Source organism: Arthrobacter sp. NPDC080082 (assembly GCF_040686595.1).
Classification (GTDB): Bacteria; Actinomycetota; Actinomycetes; order Actinomycetales; family Micrococcaceae; genus Arthrobacter.
In genome coordinates this window covers 119940-145090 of record NZ_JBFBKQ010000004.1, presented here as the reverse complement: position 1 = coordinate 145090, position 25151 = coordinate 119940, and the positions used below count along the sequence as shown (strand labels likewise).

The window sequence follows — 25151 nt, the reverse complement described above, 5'->3', positions numbered from 1 at the left end:
CTGACTCGTGGCCGCTGTTCGGTGGATCTCGGCATCCTGTCCATCCTACTGGAATCCACAGGGCCCCCACCCGCTGCCGCAGTTCCGCCCATAGGACTCGAACCTATACTCCACGGCTCCAAAGGCCGGGGTGCTGCCATTACACCAGAGCGGACCATGCCCGGCGGTTAGGCCCTGGCACGAGAGCCAATTCTGCCACGAAGCATGTTGCTCGTGCGACTTGGCGGTCCGCGGCGGCCGCGCGGATTAGGGCATGATGGATGCTGTGAGTGAGAACGCAGGCGGGTCCGGAGGGGCGGACCACCGCACCGGCATGCCGGGGCGGACGCCCGGCCACATCCCGCGGCCCCGGATGACCGGCGCCGCGCGGCGGTTGCAGCTGCTCGACGTCGGCCGCGGACTGTTCGCCGCCCGGGGCCGGGACGCCACCACCATCGAGGAAATCGCCTCGGCCGCCGGGGTCTCCAAACCGGTGATCTACCAGCACTTCGGCTCCAAGGAGGGCCTCTACAGCCAGGTCGTCTCCCACGAGTTCGGGATCCTGCTGGGCGCCGTCGGCGGGGCACTGTCCGCCGACGCGAAGCCCCGGGTCCTGGTGGAGCGGGCGATTCTGGCACTGCTGGGCTACATCGAGGACCGGGCCGAGGGCTTCCGGATCCTGGTCCGCGATGCTCCCCCGGCCCAGCCCGGCGGAGCCTTCCCCGCACTGCTGGCCCAAGTCACCACCCGCGTGGAGCACATCCTGGCCGACGAGTTCTCCCGCCGCGGCTTCAGCGCCGCGGACGGCGCCATCTATGCCCAGATGCTGGTGGGTATGGTGGCGATGACCGGACAGTGGTGGCAGGACACCCGCACCCCGAACAAGCACGAGCTGGCCGCGCACCTGGTGAACCTCGCCTGGAACGGCCTCACCGGCCTGCAAAAGGACCCGGGCCTCCAGATCGACGGCTGAGCCGCTGATTGCCTTCGTGGCGTAGTGGCCCTTCGCCGTCGTGGTCACCTTCGCGGCGCGGTTGCCCTGCGATGTCGTGGTCACCACCGCGGCGCAACGGCCCTTCGCCGTCGCTTAGACACGGCGCAACAGGCCCCTGCGGTCGCTGAGCGACCTCCGGAGCCCGTTGTGCCGCGATGCGCGACTACGCGAAAGACCGCGGCGCCGCTTGTGCGGCAGAACGGCGTGTTCTCGGCCACGCGCGATGGCGAGACGCATCGCCGGAGGCGGTCCTTCCGAAAGGAGCGCATCGCGACGCTCCGGGGTCCGGAGGTCGCTCAGCGACCGTAGGGCTCCGGAACGTTGTGTCTAAGCGACGCGGAAGGGCCGACTTCGGCACCCAAGCCAACCACGGCGTGGAGGGCCGACTTCGGCACCCAACCCGACCACGGCGTGGAGGGCCGCCTGCGGCACCCAACCCGAGCACGGCGGAACGGCCGGGGCTACTCGCCGAGGGTTTCTGCGGCTTCGAGCCATTCGAATTCGAGGGTTTCGCGTTCGGCGGCGAGTTCCTGGAGCTTGGCGTTCAGGGCGGCGAGTTCGTCGAACTTGCTTGCGTCGCCGGCGCCGGCCGCCATCTGGGCGTGGATCTTGTCCTCCTGCTGCTGCAGTTTGCCCAGCTGGCGGTCGATCCGGTTCTTGGCCTTGCGGGCCTCGCGCTTCTCCGCCTCGGACGGACCCGACGCCGCGGACGCCGCCGCGCCGGCGCCGGAGGTGACCGGGTTGCCGCCGCCGGACACCGTGGAGCCGGCCAGGGCTGCCTCGCGCAGTTCCAGGTACTGGTCCACGCCGCGCGGCAGGGCACGGAGCTTGCCGTCGCCCAGCAGTGCCATCTGGTGGTCGGTGACGCGTTCGAGCAGGTAGCGGTCGTGGCTGACCACCACGAGGGTGCCGGGCCAGCCGTCGAGGACGTCTTCGACGGCTGCGAGGGTGTCCGTGTCCAGGTCGTTGGTGGGCTCATCGAGCATCAGGACGTTCGGCTCCCCCACCAGCAGGCGGAGCAGCTGCAGGCGGCGCCGCTCGCCGCCGGAGAGGTCCTTGACCGGGGTCCACTGCTTCTCGTTCGTGAAGCCCAGCTGCTCCACGAGCTGGCCGGCGGTGAATTCCTTGCCGCCGACGTTGAAGGAGCGCTTCTCCCGTTCGATGACCTCGATCACGCGCAGGTCGGAGACGTCGTCGAGCTCCTTGACCTCCTGCGTGAGGACGGCGGTGACGACGGTCTTGCCGCGCTTGACCTTGCCCGTGGTGGGTTCGATCTCGCCGTTGAGCAGTTTCAGCAGCGTGGTCTTGCCGGCGCCGTTGACGCCCACCAGGCCCAGCCGCTCGCCCGGGGCCAGGCGCAGGGTGATGTTGTCGAAGAGCTTCCGGCCGGACTCGTCGCCGCGCAGGTCGAGGGAGACGTTCTCCAGGTCCAGCACGTCCTTGCCGAGCCGGGCGGTGGCCATCTTGCTCAGGGCGGTGGTGTCGCGGGGCTCGGGGACGTCGGCGATCAGGGCGTTGGCTGCCTCGATCCGGAACTTCGGCTTGGCGGTGCGGGCCGGGGCGCCGCGGCGCAGCCACGCCAGTTCCTTCTTGACCAGCTGCTGGCGCTTGGATTCGACGACGGCGGCGGTGCGGTCGCGCTCGGCGCGGGCCAGGACGTAGGCCGCGTAGCCGCCCTCGAACGGGTCGACGATGCCGTCGTGGACCTCCCAGGTCTTGGTGCAGACCTCGTCGAGGAACCAACGGTCGTGGGTGACCACCAGGAAGGCGCCCTGGTTGGCGCGCCAGCGGGACTTCAGGTGCCGGGCCAGCCAGGCGACGCCCTCGACGTCGAGGTGGTTGGTGGGCTCGTCGAGCATGATGACGTCATGGTCCTCGATCAGGAGCTTGGCCAGGGCCACGCGGCGCTTCTGGCCGCCGGAGAGGGAGTGGACGTTGGCGTGCCAGTCGACGTCGGAGACCAGCCCGCCCATGATCTCGCGGATCTGCGGGTTGCGGGCCCATTCGTAGTCGGCCTGGTCGCCGACAATCGCGGCGCCGACGGTGAGGTCGCCGTCGAGCACGTCGCTCTGGTCCAGGTAGCCGACGTTAACGTCGCCGCGTTTGGTGACGCGGCCGGAATCCGGGGTGGAGCGCAGCGCGAGCAACCGCATCAGGGTGGATTTACCGTCGCCGTTGCGGCCCACCATGCCGATCCGGTCCCCTTCTTCGAGGCCGAGGGTGATGCCGTCGAGGACGGTACGGGTTGCGTACGAAACCGTGAGGTTTTCGCCGCCGAGCAGGTGTGCCACGGGGAACTGCTTTCCTGGATCTGAAGGACCCCGCCGGGGTCCGTACTGCGAACGTACTTAAAGGAGCGTATCGGAGATGATGCGGGCGCCGTGCACCGGGCCGTGGACGGCCATGGCGTCCAGGCCGTGGTGGCGCAGTTCGGTGGCGAGCCCGTCGGCGGCCGAGGGGTTGTGCGCCAGCAGCGCCACGGTGGGGCCGGAGCCGGAGACGATCCCGGCGATGGCGCCGCAGGATTCGCCGAGGCCCAGCACATCGCGCAGCTCGGGGGCGAGTTCGATCGAGGCGCGCTGCAGGTCGTTGACGAGGACGCGGCTGAGGGCGTCGGCGTCTCCGCTGAGCAGCGCCGCGAGGACCCGGGGATCCACGGAGGTGGGCTCCTCGATGGCCTCGCCGCTCTCGGCCCGGAGCCGATCGAGGGTGCGGAAGACCTCGGGGGTGGAGAGGCCGAAGTCCGCGGTGACCAGCACCCAGTCGGTCTGGGCTTTGACGAGCGCGGGCGAGAGTTCGTCGCCGACGCCGAGGCCGACGGCGGTGCCGCCGAGCAGGGAGAAGGGCACGTCCGCGCCGAGCTCGGCGGCGAGATGCGCGAGTTCCTCGCGGGAGAGTCCACTGTTCCAGAGCGCGTCGCAGGCCAGCAGCGTGGCCGCGGCGTCGGCGGAGCCACCGCCCATGCCACCGGCTACCGGGACGCGTTTGGTGATTTCCAGGTGCACGCCGGTGGAGTGTTCGGAGACGTCGGCCATGATGGCGGCGGCTTTGTAGGCCAGGTTGCGTTCGTCGAGGGGGATGTCGACGCCGTCGAGGTCCAGGGTGCTGGCCGGGCTGATGACGACGGTGATTTCACCCGTGTCCGTGCTGGTGGCGGCCACCTCTTCATAGAGCGAGACGGCCAGGTAGACGCTGGCCACCGAGTGGTACCCGTCGGGCCGCAGCGGCCCTACATCCAGTGAGACGTTCACTTTGCCTGGCGCCTTGACCCTCACGGTCCGCGCCGGGAAGCGCCCTCTCACTGCGTTCATGGCTCCACGCTATGGCATGGGCGGTGCGGTTCCAAGCCGCCAGCGCAGGTGATATCCACGCGGCCCGGGGGTCTGCTCCGCGCTAGATGGCCCAGGGCTCAGGCATCCGCGGGCGCCGGGGCGTTGCGCGCCTCGGCGATCCGGGCGAAGGCCGTCACGTCCAGCACCTCGCCGCGCGCCGTGGGGTCCACGCCCGCGGCTCGGAGGCACCGCTCGGCCTCGGAGGCGCTGCCGGCCCAGCCGGCCAGCGCCGCGCGCAGGGTCTTCCGGCGCTGGGCGAAGGCGGCATCGATCACGGCGAACACCTCTTCCCGGCTGGCGGTGGTGGCCGGGGGTTCGCGGCGGGTGAAGGCCACCAGGCCGGAGTGGATCTTCGGCGCGGGCCAGAAGACGTTCATGCCGATGACCCCGGCCTTGCGCATCCCGCTGTACCAGGCGGCCTTGACGGAGGGAACGCCGTAGGTCTTGGAGCCGGGCGCCGCGGCCAGCCGGTCGGCCACCTCGTCCTGGACCATGACCAGCCCGTGGCGCAGGCTCGGGAAGTGCTGGAGCAGGTGCAACACCACGGGAACGGCCACGTTGTAGGGCAGGTTGGCCACCAGCGCGGTGGGCTCCACCGGCAGCTTGGTGACCTTCATGGCGTCGGAGAGGACCAGGTGGAAGTTCTGCGCGGCGCCGGGGCGCCAGCGTTCGACGGTGGCGGGGAGTTTCGCGGCGAGGACCGGATCGATTTCGACGGCGACGACGGTTTTTGCGGCGTCCAGCAGGCCCAGGGTCAGGGACCCGAGCCCGGGGCCGACCTCGAGGACGGTCTCGTCCGGGGCGATGTCGGCGACGGAGACGATGCGGCGGATGGTGTTGCCGTCGATGACAAAGTTCTGGCCCAGCGTCTTCGTGGGACGGACCCCGATCTCCTCGGCCATCCGGCGGATGTCGGTGGCGCCCAGCAGGGGTGCAGGGGCGGTCACGGGAGGCGTCGCGGCGGTCGCGGGAGTTGCCGCGTCGGGCCCGGCGGAGGTCGGTTCAGTCACCTAGGTATCCTATCCCGCGGTGCCGCCGCCCCCGACGGGGGGCGGCGCGGCAGACGGCGAAGGAAATGGCGCAGGTTACGGCGAAGGCCGGCCCCGGCTCTGTGCTGGACAGAGCCGGGGCCGGCCTTCACGGGATCGTGCTGTAATCGCGGTCAGGTTAGCGCGAGGCCGCCCAGCCGCAGCCCCACGGGCCGAGGCCGGCCTTGGCGTAGTAGGTGTTCGCGACGGCGATCTGCTGGGCCTTGCTGGCCTGGCTGGCGTTGGGGGCGTAGGCCCCTCCGCCGTTGGCGAGCCAGGACGGGATGTCGAACTGCAGGCCGCCGTAGTAGCCGTTGCCGGAGTTGATGGACCAGTTGCCGCCGGACTCGCACTGGGCGATCTTGTCCCACATGGCCTCGTTCATCATGGCGGGGGCGGCGGCACCGGTGTTGCCGGACGCGGCCGGCGCGGCGGCGGCCTGCGGCTTGGGCTTTTCCTTGGTTCCGACCGCGATCTTCTCGGTGACCGGCTGGAGCGTGACGTTCTGCGAGACAAGGGTGCGCGAGGCTTCGCGGCCGTCAACCAGGATCAGCTTGAAGCTCTTGCTCATGCTGCCGTTGACGCCGGCCTGCAGGACCTTGGAATCGCCCTTGAACAGGGTCGCGTCGTCGGAGCTCAGGCTCTCGAACGGGACGGCTTCGGTGGTCTCGTCGGTCTTGGTGGTGTCCACCCGGGAGACCTTGACCACCATGTCGTTGACGACGGGGGCGTTGGCCGGCTGGGAGAGACGGTCGCTGGCGCCGAGCTTGATGCCGGCTCCGTTCAGCAACTCACCGACGGTGGCGGCGGTGGTGGTGGTCTTGGTGTCCTTGCCGTCGGCCACGAGGGTGACGGTCTTCGGCGTCGAGATGCTCACGTAGGAGCCGGAGACGGCCAGCTGGGCGTCCTTGGGGACGGAAACCTCGGAGGCGCTGGCGACGCCGAGCTCGGAGACCAGGCTCTCGACGGTGGGGGCGGTGGTGGTCACGGTCCGCTCGGCGCCGTCCACGCTGACCTTGACGGCCTTGGCGAGGTTGACGTTGATGACGGAGCCGTCCTGGACATGGGCGTCGGCGGCGGGCGTGACCTTGTCCGCGGACTGCAGTTCGACGTTGGCGGCCTTAACAACCTGGCCTACGGTGCCGCCGAAGGTCTGCACGGAGCTGACCTTGCCGTCAACGTTGAGCGTGACTGTCTTGTTGTTGCCGACGAAGGCGACGAGGCCGAGCACGAGAGCCATGAGGACCACCAGCTGTGAACCGACCTTGACGACGCTGACCTTGCCGTCCGTTGTGAAGAACTTGACCACGATTGCCCGTATCTCTTGGACCATCCGGGCACGGGGAAAAGTGCACAGGCGTGTCCCGTCAAACACCCTCGAGGGCTGGTCCGGACCGGGTCCGGATGCTTGCGGAAAACGCGGGCACCGCCACACCACCAAACGAGAGCGCGCACGTGGATCAACCACTGCAGCGCGCGTCCGAAAGGAGTGAAATTATCCGAAGGCCTTCCCCGACCCCGGCTAATAGTTGACCACTGTAACCGGAGCGTTATAAAGCGGCCAAGAAATTATGCATACCGGGTATTCATGGGACGTCACATCGGAGAGCGCGAAAAATCCCGGCGTCAGTCCCAGGATCCGTATGCCCGCACGGTATTTTCGGCCAGGCCGGCGCAGAGTCCGGCGAGGTCCCGGCCTGTCAATTCGGCCATGCCGCGGACCGTGTACGGCACCATGTAACTGGCGTTCGGACGGCCCCGGTGCGGGTGCGGGGTCAGGAACGGCGCGTCGGTTTCGACCAGCAGCAACTCCGGTTCGGCGATGGCCAGCGCGCTGCGCAGGTCGGCAGCGTTCTTGAAGGTCACCGTCCCTGCAAAGGACATGTACCAGCCCTCCCGGTTGCAGGTTCTCGCCAGCTCCTCGCCGCCGGAGAAACAGTGGAAGACCACCCGCTCGGGGGCGCCCTCCTCGCGCAGCACCTGCACGACGTCGTCGTGGGCGTCCCGGTCGTGGATCTGCAGGGTCAGGCCCAGCCGCTTGGCGATGTCGATGTGGCGGCGGAACGAGTAGCGCTGGTGGGCCAGACCCTCCCCCTCGGTGCGGAAGAAGTCCAGGCCGGTCTCCCCGATGGCCCGGACCCGGGGGTGGGCGGCGAGCGCCTCGATCTCGGCCAGCGCCTCCTCCAGCTCGCCGCGGGCGGCGTAGTGGGGTGCGTCGTTCGGGTGCAGGGCGACGGCGCCAAGCAGCCGCGCGTCGAGGTCGACCGCTTCGACGGTGAAGCGGGAGGACTCCAGGTCGCAGCCGACCTGGATGGCGCCCTGCACGCCGACGGCGGCGGCGGCGTCGAGGGCGTCCTTGATGCCGACGGCGGGCCCGTCCGCGGACGCCCCGGCGTCCGGGAAGTCCAGGTGGGTGTGGTTGTCCATGACCGGGACCGGCAGCGGCTCCGGTGCCGGCGGGTAGGCCTTGCGACCGGAGGTACCGGTGCCCTCGTCACTGATCGCGCGGAACGGGGCCGGGGCCTGGGAGGAGGAGGACATGCTTCCAGCCTAGCGGCGGCCCGGATCGGAGAATTACCGGAACTCTCTGTCTGCGCTGAGAGTTGTGTGAGTACGCTGATATCACACAGGCGGCCCACCGTGGTGCCCGGCAGCATCTGCCTGCCGCGGATTTCCGGCCGCCCCAGGGCTGAAAGGCTGCCGATGGATTTCCACCGCCGCACCACCTTTGATGAGACCGTTGACGAGGCCATGGCCGCGCCGCCGCAGGCCGCCCATGTCCCCGCCGCCCGCACCGGGCAGGAGCCGATGGATCCGGCGGAGTTCAGCCGGGCCTGCGACCGGATCCTGGCCGGCATCAACACGGTCATCGACGGCAAGGCCGAGGCGGCGAAGCTGGCCCTGACGGTGCTCCTGGCCCAGGGCCACCTGCTCCTGGAAGACGTGCCCGGCGTCGGGAAGACCATGCTGGCCAAGACCCTGGCGCGCACCATCGACTGCACTGTCAGCCGGATCCAGTTCACCCCGGACCTGCTGCCCTCGGACGTGACCGGCGTGTCCGTGTACAACCAGGCGACGCGGATGTTCGAGTTCCGTCCCGGCGCGGTCTTCGCCAACATCGTGATTGGCGACGAAATCAACCGGGCCTCCGCGAAGACCCAATCCGCCCTGCTCGAGTGCATGGAAGAGCACCAGGTCACCGTCGACGGGACCTCCTACCGGCTGGACGAGCCGTTCATGGTGGTGGCCACGCAGAACCCCATCGAGATGGAGGGCACCTATCCGCTGCCGGAGGCGCAGCGGGACCGTTTCATGGCCAGGATCTCGATGGGCTACCCGGACCGGGAGGCGGAGCTGGAGATGCTGGAGACGCACCAGTCCGCGTCGCCGTTGGCCACCGTGTCCGCCGTCGTCACCGCCGCGCAGGTGGCCGCGATGATCGCCACGGTCCAGCAGGTCTACGTCTCCCGCGCGGTCAAGGAGTATACGGTGGCGCTCGGCCGCGCCACGCGGGAGAGCCCGCTGCTGCGGCTCGGCGCAAGCCCCCGGTCCATGCTGCAGCTGCTGCGCGCGGCGAAGGCCACCGCGGCGCTGGAGGGCCGGGAATTCGTCCTGCCCGACGACGTCGTCGCCGTCGCCGAGCCGGTGCTGGCGCACCGCATCATCCTGGACCGAAAGGCCGCCGGCACCGGCGAGACTCCGCAGTCGGTCATCCGCTCCATCCTGGCCAAGGTTCCGGTGGGCGACGGGGCCGCCGGTCCGCCCGCGGGCCGGCGCCGCTAGGACCCGGCCGCCATGGGGGTATGGGACCGGATCCCGAAGCAGATCTTCAGCACGCGCGGCTGGGGGCTGCTGGCCGCCGGGTTGCTCTGCCTGCTGGCCGCCCAGGTGCTCGGCCGGCGGGACCTGCTCTCCCTGGCCCTGCTGCTGCTGATCCTGCCGCTGCTTTCCCTGGCCGGCACCCGGGTGCTGAAGCCGCGGTTTAGCGTTTACCGGGAGTTCGACCCGTCCCCGGTCCAGACCTCCGCCGCCGTCACGGTCCGGCTGGCGGTGGCCCGCACCGGACCGGGCACCGGGCACGCCCTGATGGAGGAGCAGCTCCCACCCCGGTTCGGCCAGTCCCCGGTGTTCCGCTTTCCGGCCCGCACCGCCACGGCAGGCAGCAGCCGCTACGAATACCAGCTGCGCAGCGCCACGCGCGGGCAGTTCGTGATCGGCCCGGTCACCGCCGAATTCAGCGACCCGTTCGGGCTCTCGGTCCACCGGCACGCGATCGACGCCGGGGACGTCCTTACGGTCACGCCCGCCCCGGTCTATCTGCCGCCCACCTCGCTCGCCGGCGCACGCGGCCACGACGGCGTCACCGCCACCCGGAGCCGGGCCAACCCCAGCGACGACGACGTCATGACCCGCGAGTACCGGCACGGCGACCCGATGCGCCGGGTGCACTGGGCCGCCACGGCCCGGCACGGGGAGCTGATGGTCCGCCAGGAGGAGTCGGTCACCACCCCGGAGGCGACCGTGATCCTGGACCACCGCTATCTGGCCCACTCCCAAGGCACCGGGTACGCCGGCCCCTCGGACGGGCTGGAGCCGGTGAGCAGCGACTCGTTCGAGTGGGCCGTGACGGCCGCGATGTCCGTCTGCGCCCACCTCGGCGAGCGCAGCTACGCGTTGCGCTGCCTCGACCCCTCCGGCGAGCCCGCCTTCCTCCACTCCCCCTCCGCCCCGGAACCGCACACCGAGGAGTTCCTGGGCGCGGCCGGGCTGCAGTCCATCGCCGAGAGCCTGGCCGCGATCGGGCTCACCGGCCCCCGGCATCCCGGCGGGGACGCCGGGACCCGGCCCTTCGATGACCGGCTGCTGGACAAGCTCTCCGCCCACCGCCTGCGCGGTCCCGTCCTGGCGATCCTTGGCCGGCTCACCCCGGCCGAAGCCCGGGACCTGGCCCCGGCGGCCGCGTTCGGCGCCAACGCCTTCGCCCTTGTGGCCGCCGGGCGCGGGGCGGAGACGGAGGAAATAATGGCGGTGCTGCGCCGCGGCGGCTGGCGGGCGGTGGCGGTCTCCCCCGCCACCGCCCTGGCCGCGGCGTGGTCCGCGTTCGACGACGTCGGCGCCGCCCCCGAGGCGACGGCCGCCGACGCCCGCCGCGGTGCGGGGGCCCGGCGATGACGCTGACGGATACCCCGGCCCGGGGCGGCGGGGGGACCGGCTCCGCCGGACACGGTCCCGACGCCGGCCGCGACGGTGCCGGTCGTGGCGAAAAAGGCGGCACCCCGGGCGGCCCGGCCGGCCGCATCCGCGGCGCCGGCCTGGAACCGTGGGCGATGGCCCTCTCCGTCGCCGTGGCACTGGCCGGGGCCGCCCTGGGCATGAACGGGGTACTGCGCGGCTGGGCCTGGTACCCGCCCGTGCTGACCACCGTCTTCACCGTCGCCCTTGCCACCGCCGCCCTGCGGTCGCTCCGCCTGCCGGGGGTGGTGGTCAGCCTGGGCGGGTTCCTGTCCCTGGCGGCGGTGCTGACCAGTACGTTCTTCCGACCGTCCAGCATCGCCGGGTTCATCCCCTCGGCCGAGACGCTGGGACAGCTGCAGGCCTACCTGCGCCGCGCCAACGAGACGATCCTGGGCGAGAGCACCCCCGTGGCGCCGAACGCGGGCATCGTGCTGCTGATCTGCGGGGTGCTGGGGCTGCTGGTGGTACTGGTGGATACCCTCTGCGGCCCGCTGGCCCTGCCGGCCACCAGCGGGCTGGGCATCCTGGCGGTCCTGGTGGTCCCCGCCCTGGTCAAACCGCAGAGCGTGGGCTGGCCGGCGTTCACCGCCGCGGCCGCCGGCTACCTGATGATCCTGGCCTGCAGCCACTGGTTCCATCCCGGCACGGGCCTGCGCGGGGACACCGCGCGGACCCCCGGGCAGCTTCGCCGCGCGGGTGTCCTGGGGGCGATGGCGCTGGCCCTGACCCTGCTGGTGCAGGCGGTGGTGCCGGGCTTCGACCAGGGCGCCTTCCCGCAGGGCTCCCGGCTCACCCCGTGGGGCGGCGCCACCGGCCTGAACCCGATGATCAGCCTGGGCAACAGCCTCCGGAGCCCCTCCGGCGTCGGCCGGATCACCTATGCCAGCAACGCCGGGTCCGCGCCCTATCTCCGCTCGGTCACCGTGGACAGTTTCGACGGCGACTCCTGGTCCCCGGATGACCGGGATGCCACCCGCCGGCCCGGCACCGGTGCGATCGATCCGGGGACCGACGTCACCGCCGACGAGCAGGTCCGGACCGTCACCGCGGTCAACACCGGGCAGTTCACCAGCCCCTACCTGCCGGTCCCGTACGCCCCGGCGTCTGTCAGCGGCCTCACCGGCCGGTGGAACTGGGATCCGGCGACGCTTAGCATCAAGGGCATCGACGTGAACTCCCGCGACCAGCAGTACGTCGTGGCGTCGGTGGCGCCGAAGCTGACCCCGGCCGTCCTGGACCGGGCCACGGAGCAGCCCCGCGGCCTGCCGGACCTCTTCACCCGGGTTCCGGGCAACGTCCCGGCGATCGTGCGGCAGACGGCGGACACGGTCACCGCCGGGGCCGGCACCGAATACGCCAAGGCGATGGCCATCCAGGCCTACCTGCGCTCCCCCGCGTTCACCTACTCGCTGCAGGCGCCGGTCCAGAACGGGTATGACGGCAACGGGCTCTCCGTGCTGGCCGACTTCCTGGCCCAGAAGAGCGGCTACTGCATCCACTTCTCCTCGGCGATGGCCGTGATGGCCCGGCTGGAGGGGATCCCCAGCCGGATCGCCGTCGGCTACGCCCCGGGCCGGCCCACCGGTTCGACGGTGTCGCTCGGCGGGCTGGGGGCGCTGCCGGAGTACGAGGTGGACGCCCGTGATGCCCATGCCTGGCCCGAGCTGTATTTCCAGGGCCTGGGCTGGGTGGCGTTCGAGCCCACGCCCTCCCGCGGCGTCGTCCCGGGCTATGCGACCGAGGCGGCGGCGCCGAGCGGGGCGAGCACCAACGAGAACAACGACGGGCTGGTGCCCTCGGCCGATCCGAAGCCCACGACGTCGGCGGCGCCCCTCCCGGTGCCGGCCCCCGCCGCGGCCGGCGGAACCGCCACGGGCCCGGAGATCCCCTGGCCGCTGCTCTACGGCGCCGGGGGCGTGCTGCTGGCGGCGCTGCTGCTGGCCACGCCCGCCCTGGCCCGTGCCGGGTTGCGGCGGCGGCGGCTGCGGGCCGCGGCCGAGGATCCGGCGGCCGCCGCGGGACCTGCCTGGGCGGAACTGCGCGACCTCGCCGCGGACTACGGCCTGCCGCCGCGCGGCAGCGACTCGCCCCGGCTGTTCGCCGCCCGGCTGCTGGGCTCTCCCCTGCTGGGAGTCCCGGACGGGGTGGACGCACCGGCCCGGGACGCGGTGGAGATCCTGACCGCGGAACGCGAACGGCAACGCTACGGCCGCCCGGGGGTCGAGGGCCAGTCACCGGGTGCGGCAGGGGGTGGGTCCGGAAGTGCTTCCGGGAGTGAGACGGCGGAGCGGATCGCCCTGATCCGCGGCAGCCTGCAGGCCAATGCCCGCTGGGCGGCCCGGCTGCGCGCCGGGTGGCTGCCGCCGTCGCTGTTCACCCGCTGGCGCAACGACCTGGCCCGTCCCGTCACCCGGCCGCTGCGCCGCGTGCCGCGGCCTGCCCCGGACAACCGGGCCACCCCGCAAACGCCGAACGGCGCCGCGGAGACCCGTTCAAGGTTCCGCGGCGCCGTCCGCAGGCTTCGCCGGAACTAGCCGGCGTAGGGATCGGCGATGCCGATGTACTGGGTGTAGAGGTACTCCTCGATGCCCTCGAGGCCGCCCTCGCGGCCCAGGCCGGACTGCTTCACGCCACCGAACGGGGCGGAGGCGTTGGAGACGACGCCGGCGTTCAGGCCGAGCATGCCGGTCTCGAGGCGTTCGCCCATCCGGATGCCCCGGTTGAGGTCCTTGGTGAAGACGTAGGCCACCAGGCCGTACTCGGTGTTGTTGGCGAGCCGGACGGCCTCGTCCTCGGTATCGAAGGTGATGATCGGGGCGACCGGTCCGAAGATCTCCTCGTTCAGGATGCGGGTGCCCTCGGTGACGCCCTTGAGGATGGTGGGCTGGTAGAAGTAGCCCGGGCCCTCGACGGCGGCGCCGCCGATGACGGTCTCGGCGCCGGCGGCGACGGCGTCGGCAACCAGGTCGTGGACCTTGTCGCGGCTCTTCGCGTCGATCAGCGGGCCCACCTTGGACTCCGGCTCGGTGCCGCGGGCCGGGGTCATTTCCTTCATCTTGGCGGCGAACTTCTCGGCGAACTCGTCGGCGACAGACTCATGCACGATGAAGCGGTTGGCCGCGGTGCAGGCCTCACCCATGTTCCGCAGCTTGGCGAGCATGGCGCCGGTGACGGCCGCGTCGATGTCGGCATCCTCGAAGACCAGGAACGGGGCGTTGCCGCCGAGCTCCATGGAGGTCCGGAGCACGTTCTCGGAGGCGTCGGCCAGGAGCCGGCGGCCCACCTCGGTGGAGCCGGTGAAGGAGAGCTTCCGGAGCCGGGAGTCCTTGATCAGCGGGCCGGTGGTGGCGCCAGCGGTGGACGTGGGGATGACGTTCAGGACGCCGGCGGGAAGGCCGGCCTCCATCATGACGGCGGCGAACAGCTGCGAGGTCAGCGGGGTCAGGTTCGCAGACTTCAGCACCATGGTGCAGCCGGCGGCGACGGCGGGGGCGATCTTGCGGGTGGCCATTGCCAGCGGGAAGTTCCACGGGGTGATCAGCAGGCAGGGGCCCACCGGCTTCTTCGCCACGAGCAGGCGGGACTTGCCGTCCGGGGACACCGAGTAGCGGCCGAAGGCGCGGACGGCCTCCTCGGAGAACCAGCGCAGGAACTCGGAGCCGTAGGTGACCTCGCCTCGGGCCTCGGCCAGCGGCTTGCCCATTTCCAGGGTCATCAGCAGGGCGAAGTCCTCGGCCCGCTCCGTGACCATGTCGAAGGCCCGGCGGAGAATCTCGCCACGCTCGCGCGGCGGGACCTTGGCCCAGGACTCCTGCGCCGCGGCGGCGGCGTCCAGGGCGGCGGCGCCGTCCTCGGGGCCAGCGTCGGCCAGGCTCAGCAGCACCTTGCCGGTGGCGGGGTCCTCGACGTCAAAGGTCTTGCCGGACGCGGCGGGACGCCACTGCCCGTCAATCAGCAGGCCGGTGGGCACGGAGGCCAGCAGCGCGGCCTCCCGCTCGGCGGTAACGGTGGGCTGGGCAGTTACAGTCACAATGACTCCCTCGTCGGCATTGGATGGAAAAGGTCGAATGGCGGGCCCGGGGGACTGGCGTCGCACTGGTGGCTCCGTCAGGCCGGTGGGGCGGGCCCAGCAGCGGGTGCGGCCGGGCCGAACTACTGCCCACGGTACTGCCGGTTTCTCGGGGGTGTCTACGCTTCTGCGCACTAGGAACCGGGCAGGCCGCTGTGCAGCTGCACAAGGTGCGGCGGGCCGCCGCTGGGGCCTCAGCGGGCGGCCAGGACGGCGGCGTAGAGTTCGCGTTTGCTGACCCGGGTGTCCTCCGCGACCGCGGCCACGGCCTCCTTGAGCCGCATGCCCTGGGCGACCAGGGCGTTGACGTCCGCCACATGGTCTTCCGGCTTCCCCGGCTCGCGCTTGGGGGCCCCGGCGACGACGACGGCGATCTCCCCGCGGATCTCGGAGGTCTCGGCCCAGCGCAGCAGCTCGCGCAGGTCTCCGCGGATGACCTCCTCGTAGGTCTTGGTCAGTTCGCGGCAGACGGCGGCCCGGCGGCCGGCGCCGAAGCGTTCGTGCAGGCCCCGCAGCATCGGCTCCAGCCGGTGCGGGGCCTCGAAGAACACCATGGTGCGGGACTCGTCGTCGAGCTCGGCGAGCCGGCTCGCCCGCTCCCCCGCCTTCCGCGGCAGGAAGCCCTCGAAGCAGAAGCGGTCGGTGGGCAGGCCGGAGAGGGCCAGGGCGGTCAGCACGGCGGAGGGGCCGGGAGCCGCGGTGACGGTGATGCCGTCCGCCACGGCCGCCTCGACCAGGCGGAAGCCCGGGTCCGAGACCGAGGGCATGCCGGCGTCGGTCACCATCACCAGGGTCTTGCCGGACCGGACCTGGTCCAGGAGTTCGCCGGTCTTGGCCACCTCGTTGTGTTCGTGGTAGCTAATCACCCGTCCGGCCACCGTGATGCCGAGGCCCTGGACCAGGCGGTGCAGGCGGCGGGTGTCCTCGGCCGCGACGATGTCCGCGGTCTCCAGGAGCCCGATCAACCGCGCGGAGGCATCGCCGACGTTGCCGATCGGGGTGGCCGCGAGGACCACTTGGCCTTTGCCGGAAGAGCTCCCGGGGGACGTGCCTGCGGGGGCGTCGGACTGGGGGCTGCTCGGCTCGGATTCCACAGCACCAGCCTACTGCCGCCCGGCGCGCGGGACCGACCCGGCCGGCTGCCGCCGGTAGCATGGGCTTCGTGACGCAGACCCCCATGCGGTCAGCCGGGGCCGCGCCGACCCCCGCCGACGCAAGCACGCAGCAGCCCGCCGCATCCCGCCGACGTTCGGCCGGTGCCGCCGGCGGCGGCCGGAACCTCGAGGGGCACCGCTGGATTGCCCGGCCGAAGGAGGCGTACACCCTCCCCGCCCTCACGCGGCGGCTGATCGGGGACCTCGGCAGCTGGCGGGACTACCCGCCGTCTTTGCGTCTCTGGTACTGGCTGATCCCCACCCTCACCGCGGTGCTGGGCGGAATCCTGCGCTTCGTCCGGCTGGACACCCCGCACAACCTGGTCTTCGACGAGACCTATTACGTCAAGGACGCCTACTCCTACCTGGTCAGCGGGTACGAGCGGGCATGGCCGGACAAGGCCAACGATTCCTTCATCGCCGGCAACCCGGGCATCCTGCTGGACAGCCCGGAATACGTCGTGCACCCGCCGGTGGGCAAGTGGATGATCGCCGCCGGCATGTGGCTGTTCGGGCCGGAGAGTTCCTTCGGCTGGCGCTTCGGCGCGGCCCTGACCGGCACCCTCTCCATCCTGCTGCTCGCCCTGATCGCCCAGAAGCTCTTCCGCTCCCTGACCCTGGGCGCGGTAGCGGGACTGCTGCTGGCGGTGGACGGCCACCACCTGGTGATGTCCCGGAGCTCGCTGCTGGATATCTTCCTGATGTTCTGGATCCTGGCGGCGTTCGGCGCGCTGCTGATGGACCGCGACGACGGCCGGCGCCGGCTCGCGGCACGCCTCGCCGCGCAGGCCTCCGCCTCCCCCGCATCCACCCTGCAGGCTGGTGTCCCCACGCGGCTGCAGCTGGCCGCCGGCCCCTGGCTCGGGGTGCGCTGGTGGCGGCTCGCCGCGGGGGTCTGCCTCGGCCTGGCCGTGGGCACGAAGTGGTCCGCGCTATTCTTCCTGGCCGGCTTCGGCCTCCTCACCGTGTTCTGGGACCTGAGTGCGCGCCGGATCGCCGGCGTGCACGGCTGGATCGCCGGCGGCATCCTCAAGGACGGCCTGCCCGCGTTCCTGAGCATCGTCCCGGTCGCCGGGCTGGTCTACCTGGCCACCTGGACCGGCTGGTTCCAGTCAAGCAACGCCTACTTCCGGCACTGGGCCGAGGCCAACCCGTCCGCCCAATGGGGCTGGATCCCCAACGCGCTGCGGTCCCTGGCGCACTACCACCTGGAGGCGTACAAGTTCCATCAGGGACTCAGCGCTGACCACCCGTACAAGGCCAGCGCCTGGAGCTGGCTGGTGATGGGCCGGCCGACGTCGTTCTTCTACGAGTCCCCCAAGCAAGGCACCGGCGGCTGCGAGCTGCCCAGCTGCACCTCGGCCATCCTCTCGGTGGGCAACCCGCTGATCTGGTGGAGCGCCGCCGTCGCCCTCGGCGTGCTGCTGTTCTGGTGGATCGGCCGCCGCGACTGGCGGGCCGGGGCGGTGCTGGCCGGCGTCGGCGCCGGCTACCTTCCCTGGTTCATGTACCCGGAGCGGACCACCTTCTTCTTCTACGCGGTTTCCTTCGAGCCCTTCCTGGTTCTCGCCCTGGTTTACTGCCTGGGGCTGGTGCTGGGCCGCCGGACGGACCCGCTGTGGCGGCGGCGCTCCGGTCTGCTGGTGGTGGCCGTCTTTGTCGTCGGTGCGGTGCTGCTCTCCGCGTTCTTTTATCCGGTCTGGACGGCCGAAGTGATTTCCTACCAGGACTGGCGGGCCCGGATGTGGATGCCGTCCTGGATCTAGGGCAGGATTACTAGCGGACACCCGGTCACCGGCCGGCCGACCCGGAACGGGAGAGACGCGACGTGAGAGAAGCCAGCACCGGACTGCTTGTGGAGCTGGATCCGGACAGTAATGTCACGGACCTGCTGCTGGAGCAGTACGCCGAGGACCCGGTCCGCGCCCTGTACGCCCGCAAGGGTCCCAACGGCTGGACGGACGTGCCGGCCCGGCAGTTCGTGGAGCAGGCCCGGTCCCTGGCCAAGGGCCTGATCGCCGGCGGCATCGTCCCGGGCGACACCGTGGCCGTCATGTCCGCCACCCGCTACGAATGGACCGTGGTGGACTTCGCCATCTGGTTCGCCGGCGGCGTGACCGTTCCGATCTACGAAACGTCCTCCGCCAGCCAGGTCGAATGGATTTTGCACGATTCCGGCGCCCGCCGCGTCTTCGTCGAGGACCAGGCCAAGGCGGACCTGGTCCAGGGCGTCCTGGACTCCTCCGCCCTGCTCGCCGAACGCGTCCTCGGCGTGGTCCGGATGGACTTCGACGGCGCGGCCCCCAACCTGGCAAGCCTGGCCGCCGCCGGCACCGGCGTCACCGACGCCGAGCTGGAACGGCAGCGGTCCGCGGCCGGCCTGGACGACGTCGCCTCCCTGGTCTACACCTCCGGCACCACGGGCCGGCCGAAGGGCTGCGAGATCACGCACGGCAACTTCGCGCTGGTGGCCAAGAACATCGTCCTGTTCCTGCCCGAGATCCTGCTGACCCCCTCCAACCGGACGCTGATGTTCCTGCCGTTAGCGCACGTGCTGGCCCGCGCCGTGCAGGTTGTCTGCCTGGCCGCCGGCACCACCCTGGGCCACACCGGCAGCGCCAAGGAGCTCCTCGAGGACCTGGGCACCTTCAGGCCCACCTTCCTGCTGGTGGTGCCGCGGATCTTCGAAAAGGTCTACGCCGGCGCCTCGCACAAGGCCGCCGAGGGGGGCAAGGGCAAACTGTTCGACGCTGCCGCAGCCACCGCCGTCGAGTACTCCCGGGCGCTCGACGCCGAGTCCCGCGGCGAGGGCCGGGGACCCGGCCTGCTGCTGCGCGCCCGGCACGGGCTCTTCGACAAGGTGTTCTACCCGCGGCTGCGGCAGGCGTTCGGCGGCCAGCTGGGCTACACCGTCTCCGGCGCCAGCCCGCTGAGCGCCAACGACGCGCACTTCTTCCGCGGCGCCGGGATCCCGGTGCTGGAGGGCTACGGACTGACCGAGACGACCGCCCCCTGCACGGCCAACACCCCGTCCCTGACCAAGGTGGGAACCGTGGGCATCCCGATCCCCGGCACCACCATCCGGATCGCCGACGACGGCGAGATCCTGGTCAAGGGCATCGGCGTCTTCAAGGGCTACCACGCGAACGAGACGGCCAACGCCGAGGCCTTCACCGACGGGTTCTTCCGCACCGGCGACCTCGGCGCCCTGGACGAGGACGGCTTCCTGACCATCACCGGCCGCAAGAAGGACCTGCTGGTCACCGCCGGCGGCAAGAACGTGGCACCCGGGCCGATGGAGGAAAAGATCCGCGAGCACCAGCTGGTGGCCCAGGCCGTAGTGGTGGGCGACGGGCGGCCGTTCGTGTCCGCGCTGATCAACCTGGACCCCGAGGGCCTGGAGAATTGGTGCGCAGCGCAGCGCATCCCCGTGATGGGTGCCGCCGAGGCGGCCTCCTCCGAACTAGTCAGGGAGGCCCTGCAGGCCGCCGTCGACGACGCGAACCGGCTGGTCTCCAAGGCCGAGTCGATCCGCAGTTTCGTGGTCCTGGACGCCGACTTCACGGTCGAGTCGGGGCACCTGACCCCGTCACTGAAACTGAAGCGCGCCGCCGTCGTCCGGGACTACGAGGAGCACATCAACCGCATCTACGGCTGAGCGTGCGGCGGGGCGGGAGCCCCGCCGCCGCTGTGGCCGTGCGTGGCAGCCGCGGAGGTTGTGACTAGGACTGCGCGGGTCCGGCGGGGGCGCTTGCGCCCTTGGATGCCGCTTCCGGGGCGGCGTCCGTGGACGGTTCCGACGCAGCGTTCGGCACGGTTGTAGTCTCTGCGGGCGCGTCCGCGGATGGGGTGCCACGGCGCTTGAAGCGGCGGCCCTTGAGCGCCGCCTCGGTGGACGTGTCGGTGTCCGTCAGGCCGTCGGCGGCCGACGCGTCGCCGGCAACGCTGTCCTTCGCCTTCCCGGTCCGGAGCGGCAGGCCGCGGCGGCGCCGGGTGGGCCAGGTGAGGATGAGGGTCAGCAGCGAGGCCAGCAGCACCAGTGCGCCGATCGCGATCCCGGCATCGCTCCAGAACTGGGCCGGGAAGAGCCGGATCAGGGTGTCTTGCAGCGAGAACGTCCAGGTGCCGTTGGCGAAGAAGATCTGGTGGAACTCGGTGAAGAACTGCTCCCAGCCGAGCACCGCCAGGACGCCCAGGCCGATGATGATCACCAGGGTGGCGATAGAGCCGGCGAAGAGCCCGCGGCGGACCCCGCCGGTGCTGCGGCGGCGCAGGTACAGGATGGCGACCAGGCTGACGATGCCCAGCAGCGTCCCCGCCGCGAAGGAGGAGAGCATCACGGTTTTGACGTCGGCCATGTGGCTGACCTCACCGGCCTTGAACAGCTTCTCCCCGCTGCGGTTCACCAGTTCGCCCAGGTAACGCGGGCCGGACCAGTTGCCCAGGTAGTCCACGGCGTAGGAACCGTAGGTCATCCGGTCATCGATGTTGAAGCCGTAGCCGTCGCCCGGGAAGCCGGGACGGTTGTATTCGGCCCAGAGGAACAGCGGGCTGGTCACGGCGCGGACGGCGAGGACCAGCAGGATGACCGGGAAGCAGATGGCCAGCAGGACCTGCATGACCCGGGGGGCCACGGGCTTGGCGTTGGCGGCCTGCTCGCGTTCGGCGTTGCGGCGCTCGACTTCCTCCTGGGGCGGGCGCACGTGCAGGGCCGAGGTGGGGAGCGCCTCGCGGTAGGCGTCCTCCCCCGCGGGACGGCCGACGGCGGTGGCGCCGCCGGTGCGTTCGTCGGTGCGGCGTTCGTCGGTCCGGCGTTCGGCGGCGAGCCGTTCGGCCCGGCGGCCCTGGCGTTCACCGGGTTCTGCGACATTGTCCTTGCCCGGGGCCGGCTTCGAGGCGGCGGCGCCGGAGGGCTTCATCCACTCGAAGGCGGGCTCGTCCGTGTCCCCGGCGGGATCCAGGTCGGGCTCCGGCCGGTTCGGAGGGGTGGCACTCTTCTCAGTCACTGCTGCTTCGCTTCCGTCGGATTCCGCGCGTCCGGGCGTCGAGCCGGGCCGCGCCTCATATCTGTTCTCGAGCCTACCGTCAGGGTTTCGGCCCCGGGGAGGTGCCACCCCGGACCGTCACCGATTCGTGGCCAAACTCCCCGCGCTCCGCTAGCGCTTGGCATACACGTTCCAAGGGATGTTCCAGTCGCCGAAGCCCTCGAGGGGCTCTACCGGCGGAGCGCCCGTGTTCAGGGTCTGGACCACGTCGCCGGGCTTCATCGTGGCGAAGAACCACGCGGCGTCCGCCGGCAGCAGCCCGACGCAGCCGTGCGAGACATTCGCCCGGCCTACCGCGCCCCAGGCCGATTCCAGCGCCTGATGGACGTACACGCCCGACGTCGTGAGCCGGTTGGCGTACTCGACCGTCAGTGGCGGGTAGTAGCCCTTGTCCCCCGGCTTGAGCCCGATGCTGCCTGCGTTGAACCGGGAGCTGCGCTCCTGCTCCATGATCACGGCGTACCCCGTCGGGGACAGCCAGTCCTCCCCGCCGAGGGTCACCGGCGCGGTGCGGGCGAGGACGCCGTCGATGTAGACGTTCATGGTCTTGGTGGTGTCGTCCACGACAGCGATCCGCTGCGGGCCCACCGTGTAGCCGATCCGGGTGTCCGCGTTCCCCACCATCCCGTTGCCGAAGTCCACCCCGAAGAGGCGCAGGTTCACGCTGACCGTGGCGTTGGCGGCCCAGAAGGTTTCCGTCCGGATCCGGGCGCGCCGGTCCGAGTACCAGCGCCAGGCCACGGGCTGGCCGGAGGATGCCGTGACCGTCACGGCCCGCTCCAGCGCCTCCTTGTTCTTCACCGGTTCGCTGAAGATGATCTCAAGCGGCTGGCCGGCGCCGAGGGTGCTGCCGGCGCGGGGGTAGACGGCGGCGTCGGCCTCATTGGCGGCGGCGACCGTGGTGAACCGCTGCTCCCGGACGGTGGTCCGCCCGGCGCCGTCGACGATCGTGAAGCGGTACCGGTAGACGGTGTCAAAGTCGAGCGGCTGCTCCGCCGTCCAGGTGGAGCCGTCGGCGCTGAGGCCACCGGGGACGGGGCCGCCACCGTTCTCGGGGCGCAGCGTCACCTCCAGCACGCGGCCGTTCACGGCCTTGACCGCGGGCAGCGAGGCCGGGTTGACGCCGGTGGCACCGTCCAGCGGCGTCACGCCAAGTTCCAGCGGCTGCAGCACGGGGACGGCGAGTCCGCTGACCGAGCGCATCGGCGCGGACGCCTCCGACGGCAGCTTTTCCTCAGCCCAAACCGGGGCGGTGGCGGATCCGATGCCGGCCGCGGCCAGGAGGAGGCAGATGCCCGCGACGGCGGGCAGCCTGCTCCGGCGCTTTAGTTGGCGTACTGGGCCCATGGGATATTCCAGTCGCCGTAGCCGTCGTCGAACGCGGCGAAGTCGCCCTCGGTGTTGACCACCTGGACCACGTCGCCGGCGGTCATATTGTCGAAGACCCACTGGGCGCCGTCGGGTCCCAGCCCGATGCAGCCGTGCGAGAGGTTGGCCTTGCCGATGAAGGGCAGGGCGGAGTCGGTGGCCTGGTGGATGAACTCGCCGCTGGGGGTCAGCCGGGTGGCGAAGTTGACGTCCAGCTCTCCGTAGTAGGCCGGGTCACCGGGCTTGAGGCCGATCGAGGCGGCGCTCATGTGCTCCACCCGGTACTTCTCCATCAGCACCAGGTAGCCGCGCGCCGAGGGGAACCGGGTGTCGCCCATGGTGGTGGGCCATTCGCCGACCTGCTGGTCGTTGACGAAGGCCTTGAAGGTGTGGGCGGTGGCGTCGGCGATCGCGGTCTTCTTGTCCCCGATGTGGATGGTGACCTTCTTGTTGAAATTGCCGATCTGGCCCTTACCGAGGTCGACGCCGAAGAGCTGCATGTCCATGGTGATGGTGCTGTTGGCGGCCCAGAAGTTCTCCGGCCGGTACCGGACCATGGTGTTGCTGAACCAGTGGAACTCCCCGGGCTGGCCGGAGGTGGAGGTGATCTTGATGGCCTTCTCGACAGCGTCGCGGTTCAGGACCGGTTCGCTGAAGGTGATCTGGATCGGCTGCGCGACGCCCACCTTCATCCCGTCCAGCGGGTAAATCGCGGCGTCGGCCTCGTTCGCGGTGGAGACCGTGGTGAAGCTGCGGGTGGAGGTGGTGCTCCGGCCGGCGGCGTCGATGACGGTGTAGGTGTAGGTGTACCGGGTGTTGAACTTCAGCGGCCCGGACGCGGTCCAGCTGGAACCGTCCGCGCTGAGCGTGCCATCCACCGAGCCGCCGGATTCGCTGGTCAGGGATGCCCGGTCGATCCGCCCGTCGCCGACCTTCAGGGTCACCGGCGAGGCAGGGTTCACGGCCGTGGCGGCGTCCGCCGGGGCCGCGGTCAGCTGGACCGGCGGCAGCACCGGGTAGGCCAGTCCCGGGGTGGACCGCTCCGGCGAGGAAGCCTCGGAGGCAAAGGACGGGTGGGCCAGCGGCCCGGCCGCGGCGAAGACTCCTCCGCCGGCTCCCAGCACGCAGACAGCGGCCAGGACGATGGCCTTGCGGCGGGTGCTCCAGGTTTTTGAGACGGTCACGATACTCGGGTCCTTCCAGACGTCACCTTGCCAGCATAGGGGCAAACGGGCGCCGGACCGGGCCGGACCGAGGCACGATACGGTCACAAAAAAGGCCCCGGGCCCGCGGCGGGTGCCGTGGGTCCGGGGCCTTCCCGGGAGACTCCGGGGATGTTCCCAGGGAGCTCCTAGTAGCGGTAGTGCTCCGGCTTGAACGGGCCGGCAACGTCGAGGCCGAGGTACTCCGCCTGTTCCTTGCTCAGCTCGGTCAGGGTGGCGCCGAGGGCGTCAAGGTGCAGCCGGGCGACCTTCTCGTCCAGGATCTTGGGGAGCACGTAGACCTGCTTCTCGTACTCCTTCTCACCCTCGGGCTGGCCGGCCTTGGTGAACAGTTCGATCTGCGCGATCGTCTGGTTCGCGAAGGAGTTGCTCATCACGAAGGACGGGTGGCCGGTGGCGTTGCCGAGGTTGAGAAGGCGGCCCTCGGAGAGGACGATGATCGACTTCTCCCCGTCGGTGCCCTCGTTGAAGACCCACTCGTGGACCTGCGGCTTGATCTCGACCTTCTTGACGCCGGGGATGCGGGCCAGGCCGGCCATGTCGATCTCGTTGTCGAAGTGGCCAATGTTGCCCACGATCGCCTTGTCGCGCATGCCGGCCATGTGCTCGGCCAGGATGACGTCCTTGTTGCCGGTGGTGGTGATGAAGATGTGGCCCTCGGCGAGCACGCTTTCGAGCGTGGCCACCTGGTAGCCGTCCATGGCGGCCTGCAGCGCGCAGATCGGGTCGATCTCGGTGACGATCACGCGGGAACCCTGGCCCCGGAACGCCTCGGCGGCGCCCTTGCCGACGTCGCCGTAGCCGCAGACGACGGCGACCTTGCCGCCCATCAGGACGTCGGTTGCGCGGTTGATGCCGTCCGGCAGGGAGTGGCGGATGCCGTACTTGTTGTCGAACTTGCTCTTGGTGACGGAGTCGTTGACGTTGATGGCCGGGAAGAGCAGCTTGCCCTGTTCGGCGAGCTGGTACAGGCGGTGCACGCCGGTAGTGGTCTCCTCGGTGACGCCCAGCAGGCGGGAGCCGATCCGGGTCCACTTCTGCGGGTCCTTTTCGAGCGAGGCGCGTAGGACGGACAGGAAGACCCGGCCCTCCTCGGACTCGTCGTCGCCGGCGGCCGGGACGGAGCCCAGGGCCTCGAACTCGGCGCCCTTGTGCACCAGCATGGTGGCGTCGCCGCCGTCGTCGAGGATCATGTTCGGGCCCAGATCCGGGTTGCTGTCCGCACCGGGCCAGGTCAGGATCTGCTCGGCGGTCCACCAGTATTCCTCGAGCGTCTCGCCCTTCCAGGCGAAGACGGGGACGCCCTGCGGGTCCTCGACCGTGCCCTGGCCGACGACAACGGCCGCGGCGGCCTCGTTCTGGGTGGAGAAGATGTTGCAGGAGGCCCAGCGCACCTCGGCGCCCAGCGCCGTGAGGGTCTCGATCAGCACGGCGGTCTGCACCGTCATGTGCAGGGAGCCGGCGATCCGGGCGCCCTTGAGCGGCTGGCTGGGGCCGAATTCCTCGCGCAGGGCCATCAGGCCCGGCATCTCGTGCTCGGCGAGGCGGATCTGGTGCCGGCCGGCCTCGGCCAGGGAGATGTCGGCAATCTTGTAATCGAAGGTCATGAAAATCCTTTGGAGTAGCCGGGTTGGAAGCGTCGGGTTGAAAGCACGGGGCTGTCAGGGGTTCGGAGCCGCGGGCGGTTCCGATGGGAGGCGGCCGGGGCACCCTTGGTGGGGTGC

The 25151-nt window shown here is 70.8% G+C and carries 17 protein-coding genes and 1 tRNA gene; 6 read left to right on the top strand and 12 right to left on the bottom strand.

The genetic code is table 11. The annotated features are described in order from the left end of the window. Nucleotides 1-82: 82 nt before the first annotated feature. Nucleotides 83-154: transfer RNA gene (locus AB0O44_RS09725), tRNA-Gln, on the bottom strand. 159 nt (nt 155-313) lie between these two features. Between AB0O44_RS09725 and AB0O44_RS09720 the strand changes: the two genes are divergently transcribed. Continuing rightward, nucleotides 314-952 carry a TetR/AcrR family transcriptional regulator gene (locus tag AB0O44_RS09720; protein WP_364137309.1) on the top strand — a complete coding sequence of 213 codons (639 nt, stop codon included), beginning with the start codon at nt 314-316 and terminating at the stop codon, nt 950-952. A 482-nt stretch (nt 953-1434) separates the two neighbouring features. Here AB0O44_RS09720 and AB0O44_RS09715 read toward each other — a convergent pair whose 3' ends face one another. The 5 genes from AB0O44_RS09715 to AB0O44_RS09695 all read right to left on the bottom strand — a co-directional run bounded on the left by AB0O44_RS09715 (nt 1435) and on the right by AB0O44_RS09695 (nt 7874). Beyond that, nucleotides 1435-3264: an ABC-F family ATP-binding cassette domain-containing protein gene (locus AB0O44_RS09715; RefSeq protein WP_364136885.1), complete on the bottom strand. Its 1830-nt coding sequence runs from the start codon at nt 3262-3264 to the stop codon at nt 1435-1437. A 57-nt stretch (nt 3265-3321) separates the two neighbouring features. Further along, complete coding sequence (locus AB0O44_RS09710) at nt 3322-4284, bottom strand: 4-(cytidine 5'-diphospho)-2-C-methyl-D-erythritol kinase (RefSeq protein ID WP_364136883.1); 963 nt, start codon at nt 4282-4284, stop codon at nt 3322-3324. A 98-nt stretch (nt 4285-4382) separates the two neighbouring features. Continuing rightward, nucleotides 4383-5207: a 16S rRNA (adenine(1518)-N(6)/adenine(1519)-N(6))-dimethyltransferase RsmA gene (gene rsmA / locus AB0O44_RS09705; RefSeq protein ID WP_364137307.1), complete on the bottom strand. Its 825-nt coding sequence runs from the start codon at nt 5205-5207 to the stop codon at nt 4383-4385. A 265-nt stretch (nt 5208-5472) separates the two neighbouring features. Further along, nucleotides 5473-6666: a resuscitation-promoting factor gene (locus AB0O44_RS09700; protein WP_290258516.1), complete on the bottom strand. Its 1194-nt coding sequence runs from the start codon at nt 6664-6666 to the stop codon at nt 5473-5475. Nucleotides 6667-6959: 293 nt separating this feature from the next. Next, nucleotides 6960-7874 (bottom strand): TatD family hydrolase, encoded by a 915-nt coding sequence (locus tag AB0O44_RS09695; protein WP_290258517.1) that lies wholly within the window; start codon nt 7872-7874, stop codon nt 6960-6962. 162 nt (nt 7875-8036) lie between these two features. Here AB0O44_RS09695 and AB0O44_RS09690 point away from each other — a divergent pair, with 162 nt between their 5' ends. Genes AB0O44_RS09690 through AB0O44_RS09680 form a run of 3 tightly spaced genes read left to right on the top strand, consistent with a single transcriptional unit; the run spans nt 8037 to nt 13102 of the window. Then, nucleotides 8037-9116: a MoxR family ATPase gene (locus tag AB0O44_RS09690; RefSeq protein WP_364136880.1), complete on the top strand. Its 1080-nt coding sequence runs from the start codon at nt 8037-8039 to the stop codon at nt 9114-9116. A gap of 12 nt (nt 9117-9128) precedes the next feature. Next, the gene (locus tag AB0O44_RS09685) at nt 9129-10505 is read left to right on the top strand and encodes a DUF58 domain-containing protein (protein ID WP_364136878.1); all 1377 of its coding nucleotides are present in this window, start codon (nt 9129-9131) and stop codon (nt 10503-10505) included. Further along, nucleotides 10502-13102 (top strand): DUF3488 and transglutaminase-like domain-containing protein, encoded by a 2601-nt coding sequence (locus AB0O44_RS09680; RefSeq protein WP_364136876.1) that lies wholly within the window; start codon nt 10502-10504, stop codon nt 13100-13102. Before AB0O44_RS09685 ends, AB0O44_RS09680 begins: the two co-directional genes overlap by 4 nt. Here AB0O44_RS09680 and AB0O44_RS09675 read toward each other — a convergent pair. Both AB0O44_RS09675 and rsmI read right to left on the bottom strand, forming a co-directional pair. Continuing rightward, nucleotides 13099-14598: an NAD-dependent succinate-semialdehyde dehydrogenase gene (locus tag AB0O44_RS09675; RefSeq protein ID WP_364136874.1), complete on the bottom strand. Its 1500-nt coding sequence runs from the start codon at nt 14596-14598 to the stop codon at nt 13099-13101. The two genes, AB0O44_RS09680 and AB0O44_RS09675, sit on opposite strands and share 4 nt — an antisense overlap. A 233-nt stretch (nt 14599-14831) precedes the next feature. Then, nucleotides 14832-15731, bottom strand: a complete 900-nt coding sequence (gene rsmI, locus AB0O44_RS09670; RefSeq protein ID WP_364136872.1) for a 16S rRNA (cytidine(1402)-2'-O)-methyltransferase — start codon at nt 15729-15731, stop codon at nt 14832-14834. A gap of 59 nt (nt 15732-15790) precedes the next feature. On the opposite strand from rsmI, the gene AB0O44_RS09665 reads away from it, so the two are divergent. Together AB0O44_RS09665 and AB0O44_RS09660 are read left to right on the top strand one after the other, a co-directional pair. Then, nucleotides 15791-17557 carry a phospholipid carrier-dependent glycosyltransferase gene (locus AB0O44_RS09665; RefSeq protein ID WP_364136870.1) on the top strand — a complete coding sequence of 589 codons (1767 nt, stop codon included), beginning with the start codon at nt 15791-15793 and terminating at the stop codon, nt 17555-17557. A gap of 62 nt (nt 17558-17619) precedes the next feature. After that, complete coding sequence (locus AB0O44_RS09660; protein WP_364136868.1) at nt 17620-19449, top strand: AMP-dependent synthetase/ligase; 1830 nt, start codon at nt 17620-17622, stop codon at nt 19447-19449. A gap of 64 nt (nt 19450-19513) precedes the next feature. Here AB0O44_RS09660 and AB0O44_RS09655 read toward each other — a convergent pair whose 3' ends face one another. The 4 genes from AB0O44_RS09655 to ahcY all read right to left on the bottom strand — a co-directional run bounded on the left by AB0O44_RS09655 (nt 19514) and on the right by ahcY (nt 25034). Further along, the gene (locus AB0O44_RS09655; RefSeq protein WP_364136866.1) at nt 19514-20797 is read right to left on the bottom strand and encodes a TIGR01906 family membrane protein; all 1284 of its coding nucleotides are present in this window, start codon (nt 20795-20797) and stop codon (nt 19514-19516) included. Nucleotides 20798-20947: 150 nt separating this feature from the next. Further along, nucleotides 20948-22183 carry an Ig-like domain-containing protein gene (locus AB0O44_RS09650; protein WP_364136864.1) on the bottom strand — a complete coding sequence of 412 codons (1236 nt, stop codon included), beginning with the start codon at nt 22181-22183 and terminating at the stop codon, nt 20948-20950. After that, the gene (locus AB0O44_RS09645) at nt 22162-23388 is read right to left on the bottom strand and encodes an Ig-like domain-containing protein (RefSeq protein WP_364136862.1); all 1227 of its coding nucleotides are present in this window, start codon (nt 23386-23388) and stop codon (nt 22162-22164) included. Before AB0O44_RS09645 ends, AB0O44_RS09650 begins: the two co-directional genes overlap by 22 nt. 167 nt (nt 23389-23555) lie before the next feature. Continuing rightward, nucleotides 23556-25034 (bottom strand): adenosylhomocysteinase, encoded by a 1479-nt coding sequence (ahcY, locus tag AB0O44_RS09640; protein ID WP_290258528.1) that lies wholly within the window; start codon nt 25032-25034, stop codon nt 23556-23558. Between the last annotated feature and the right edge of the window lie 117 nt (nt 25035-25151).

Coding starts and splice junctions, on each gene's coding strand:
- AB0O44_RS09720 (WP_364137309.1), top strand. CDS start 314: ATGCCGGGGCGGACGCCCGGCCACATCCCGCGGCCCCGGATGACCGGC.
- AB0O44_RS09710 (WP_364136883.1), bottom strand. CDS start 4,284: ATGAACGCAGTGAGAGGGCGCTTCCCGGCGCGGACCGTGAGGGTCAAG.
- rsmA (WP_364137307.1), bottom strand. CDS start 5,207: ATGGCCGAGGAGATCGGGGTCCGTCCCACGAAGACGCTGGGCCAGAAC.
- AB0O44_RS09700 (WP_290258516.1), bottom strand. CDS start 6,666: ATGGTCCAAGAGATACGGGCAATCGTGGTCAAGTTCTTCACAACGGAC.
- AB0O44_RS09695 (WP_290258517.1), bottom strand. CDS start 7,874: ATGTCCTCCTCCTCCCAGGCCCCGGCCCCGTTCCGCGCGATCAGTGAC.
- AB0O44_RS09690 (WP_364136880.1), top strand. CDS start 8,037: ATGGATTTCCACCGCCGCACCACCTTTGATGAGACCGTTGACGAGGCC.
- AB0O44_RS09685 (WP_364136878.1), top strand. CDS start 9,129: ATGGGGGTATGGGACCGGATCCCGAAGCAGATCTTCAGCACGCGCGGC.
- AB0O44_RS09680 (WP_364136876.1), top strand. CDS start 10,502: ATGACGCTGACGGATACCCCGGCCCGGGGCGGCGGGGGGACCGGCTCC.
- AB0O44_RS09665 (WP_364136870.1), top strand. CDS start 15,791: ATGGGCTTCGTGACGCAGACCCCCATGCGGTCAGCCGGGGCCGCGCCG.
- AB0O44_RS09650 (WP_364136864.1), bottom strand. CDS start 22,183: ATGGGCCCAGTACGCCAACTAAAGCGCCGGAGCAGGCTGCCCGCCGTC.
- ahcY (WP_290258528.1), bottom strand. CDS start 25,034: ATGACCTTCGATTACAAGATTGCCGACATCTCCCTGGCCGAGGCCGGC.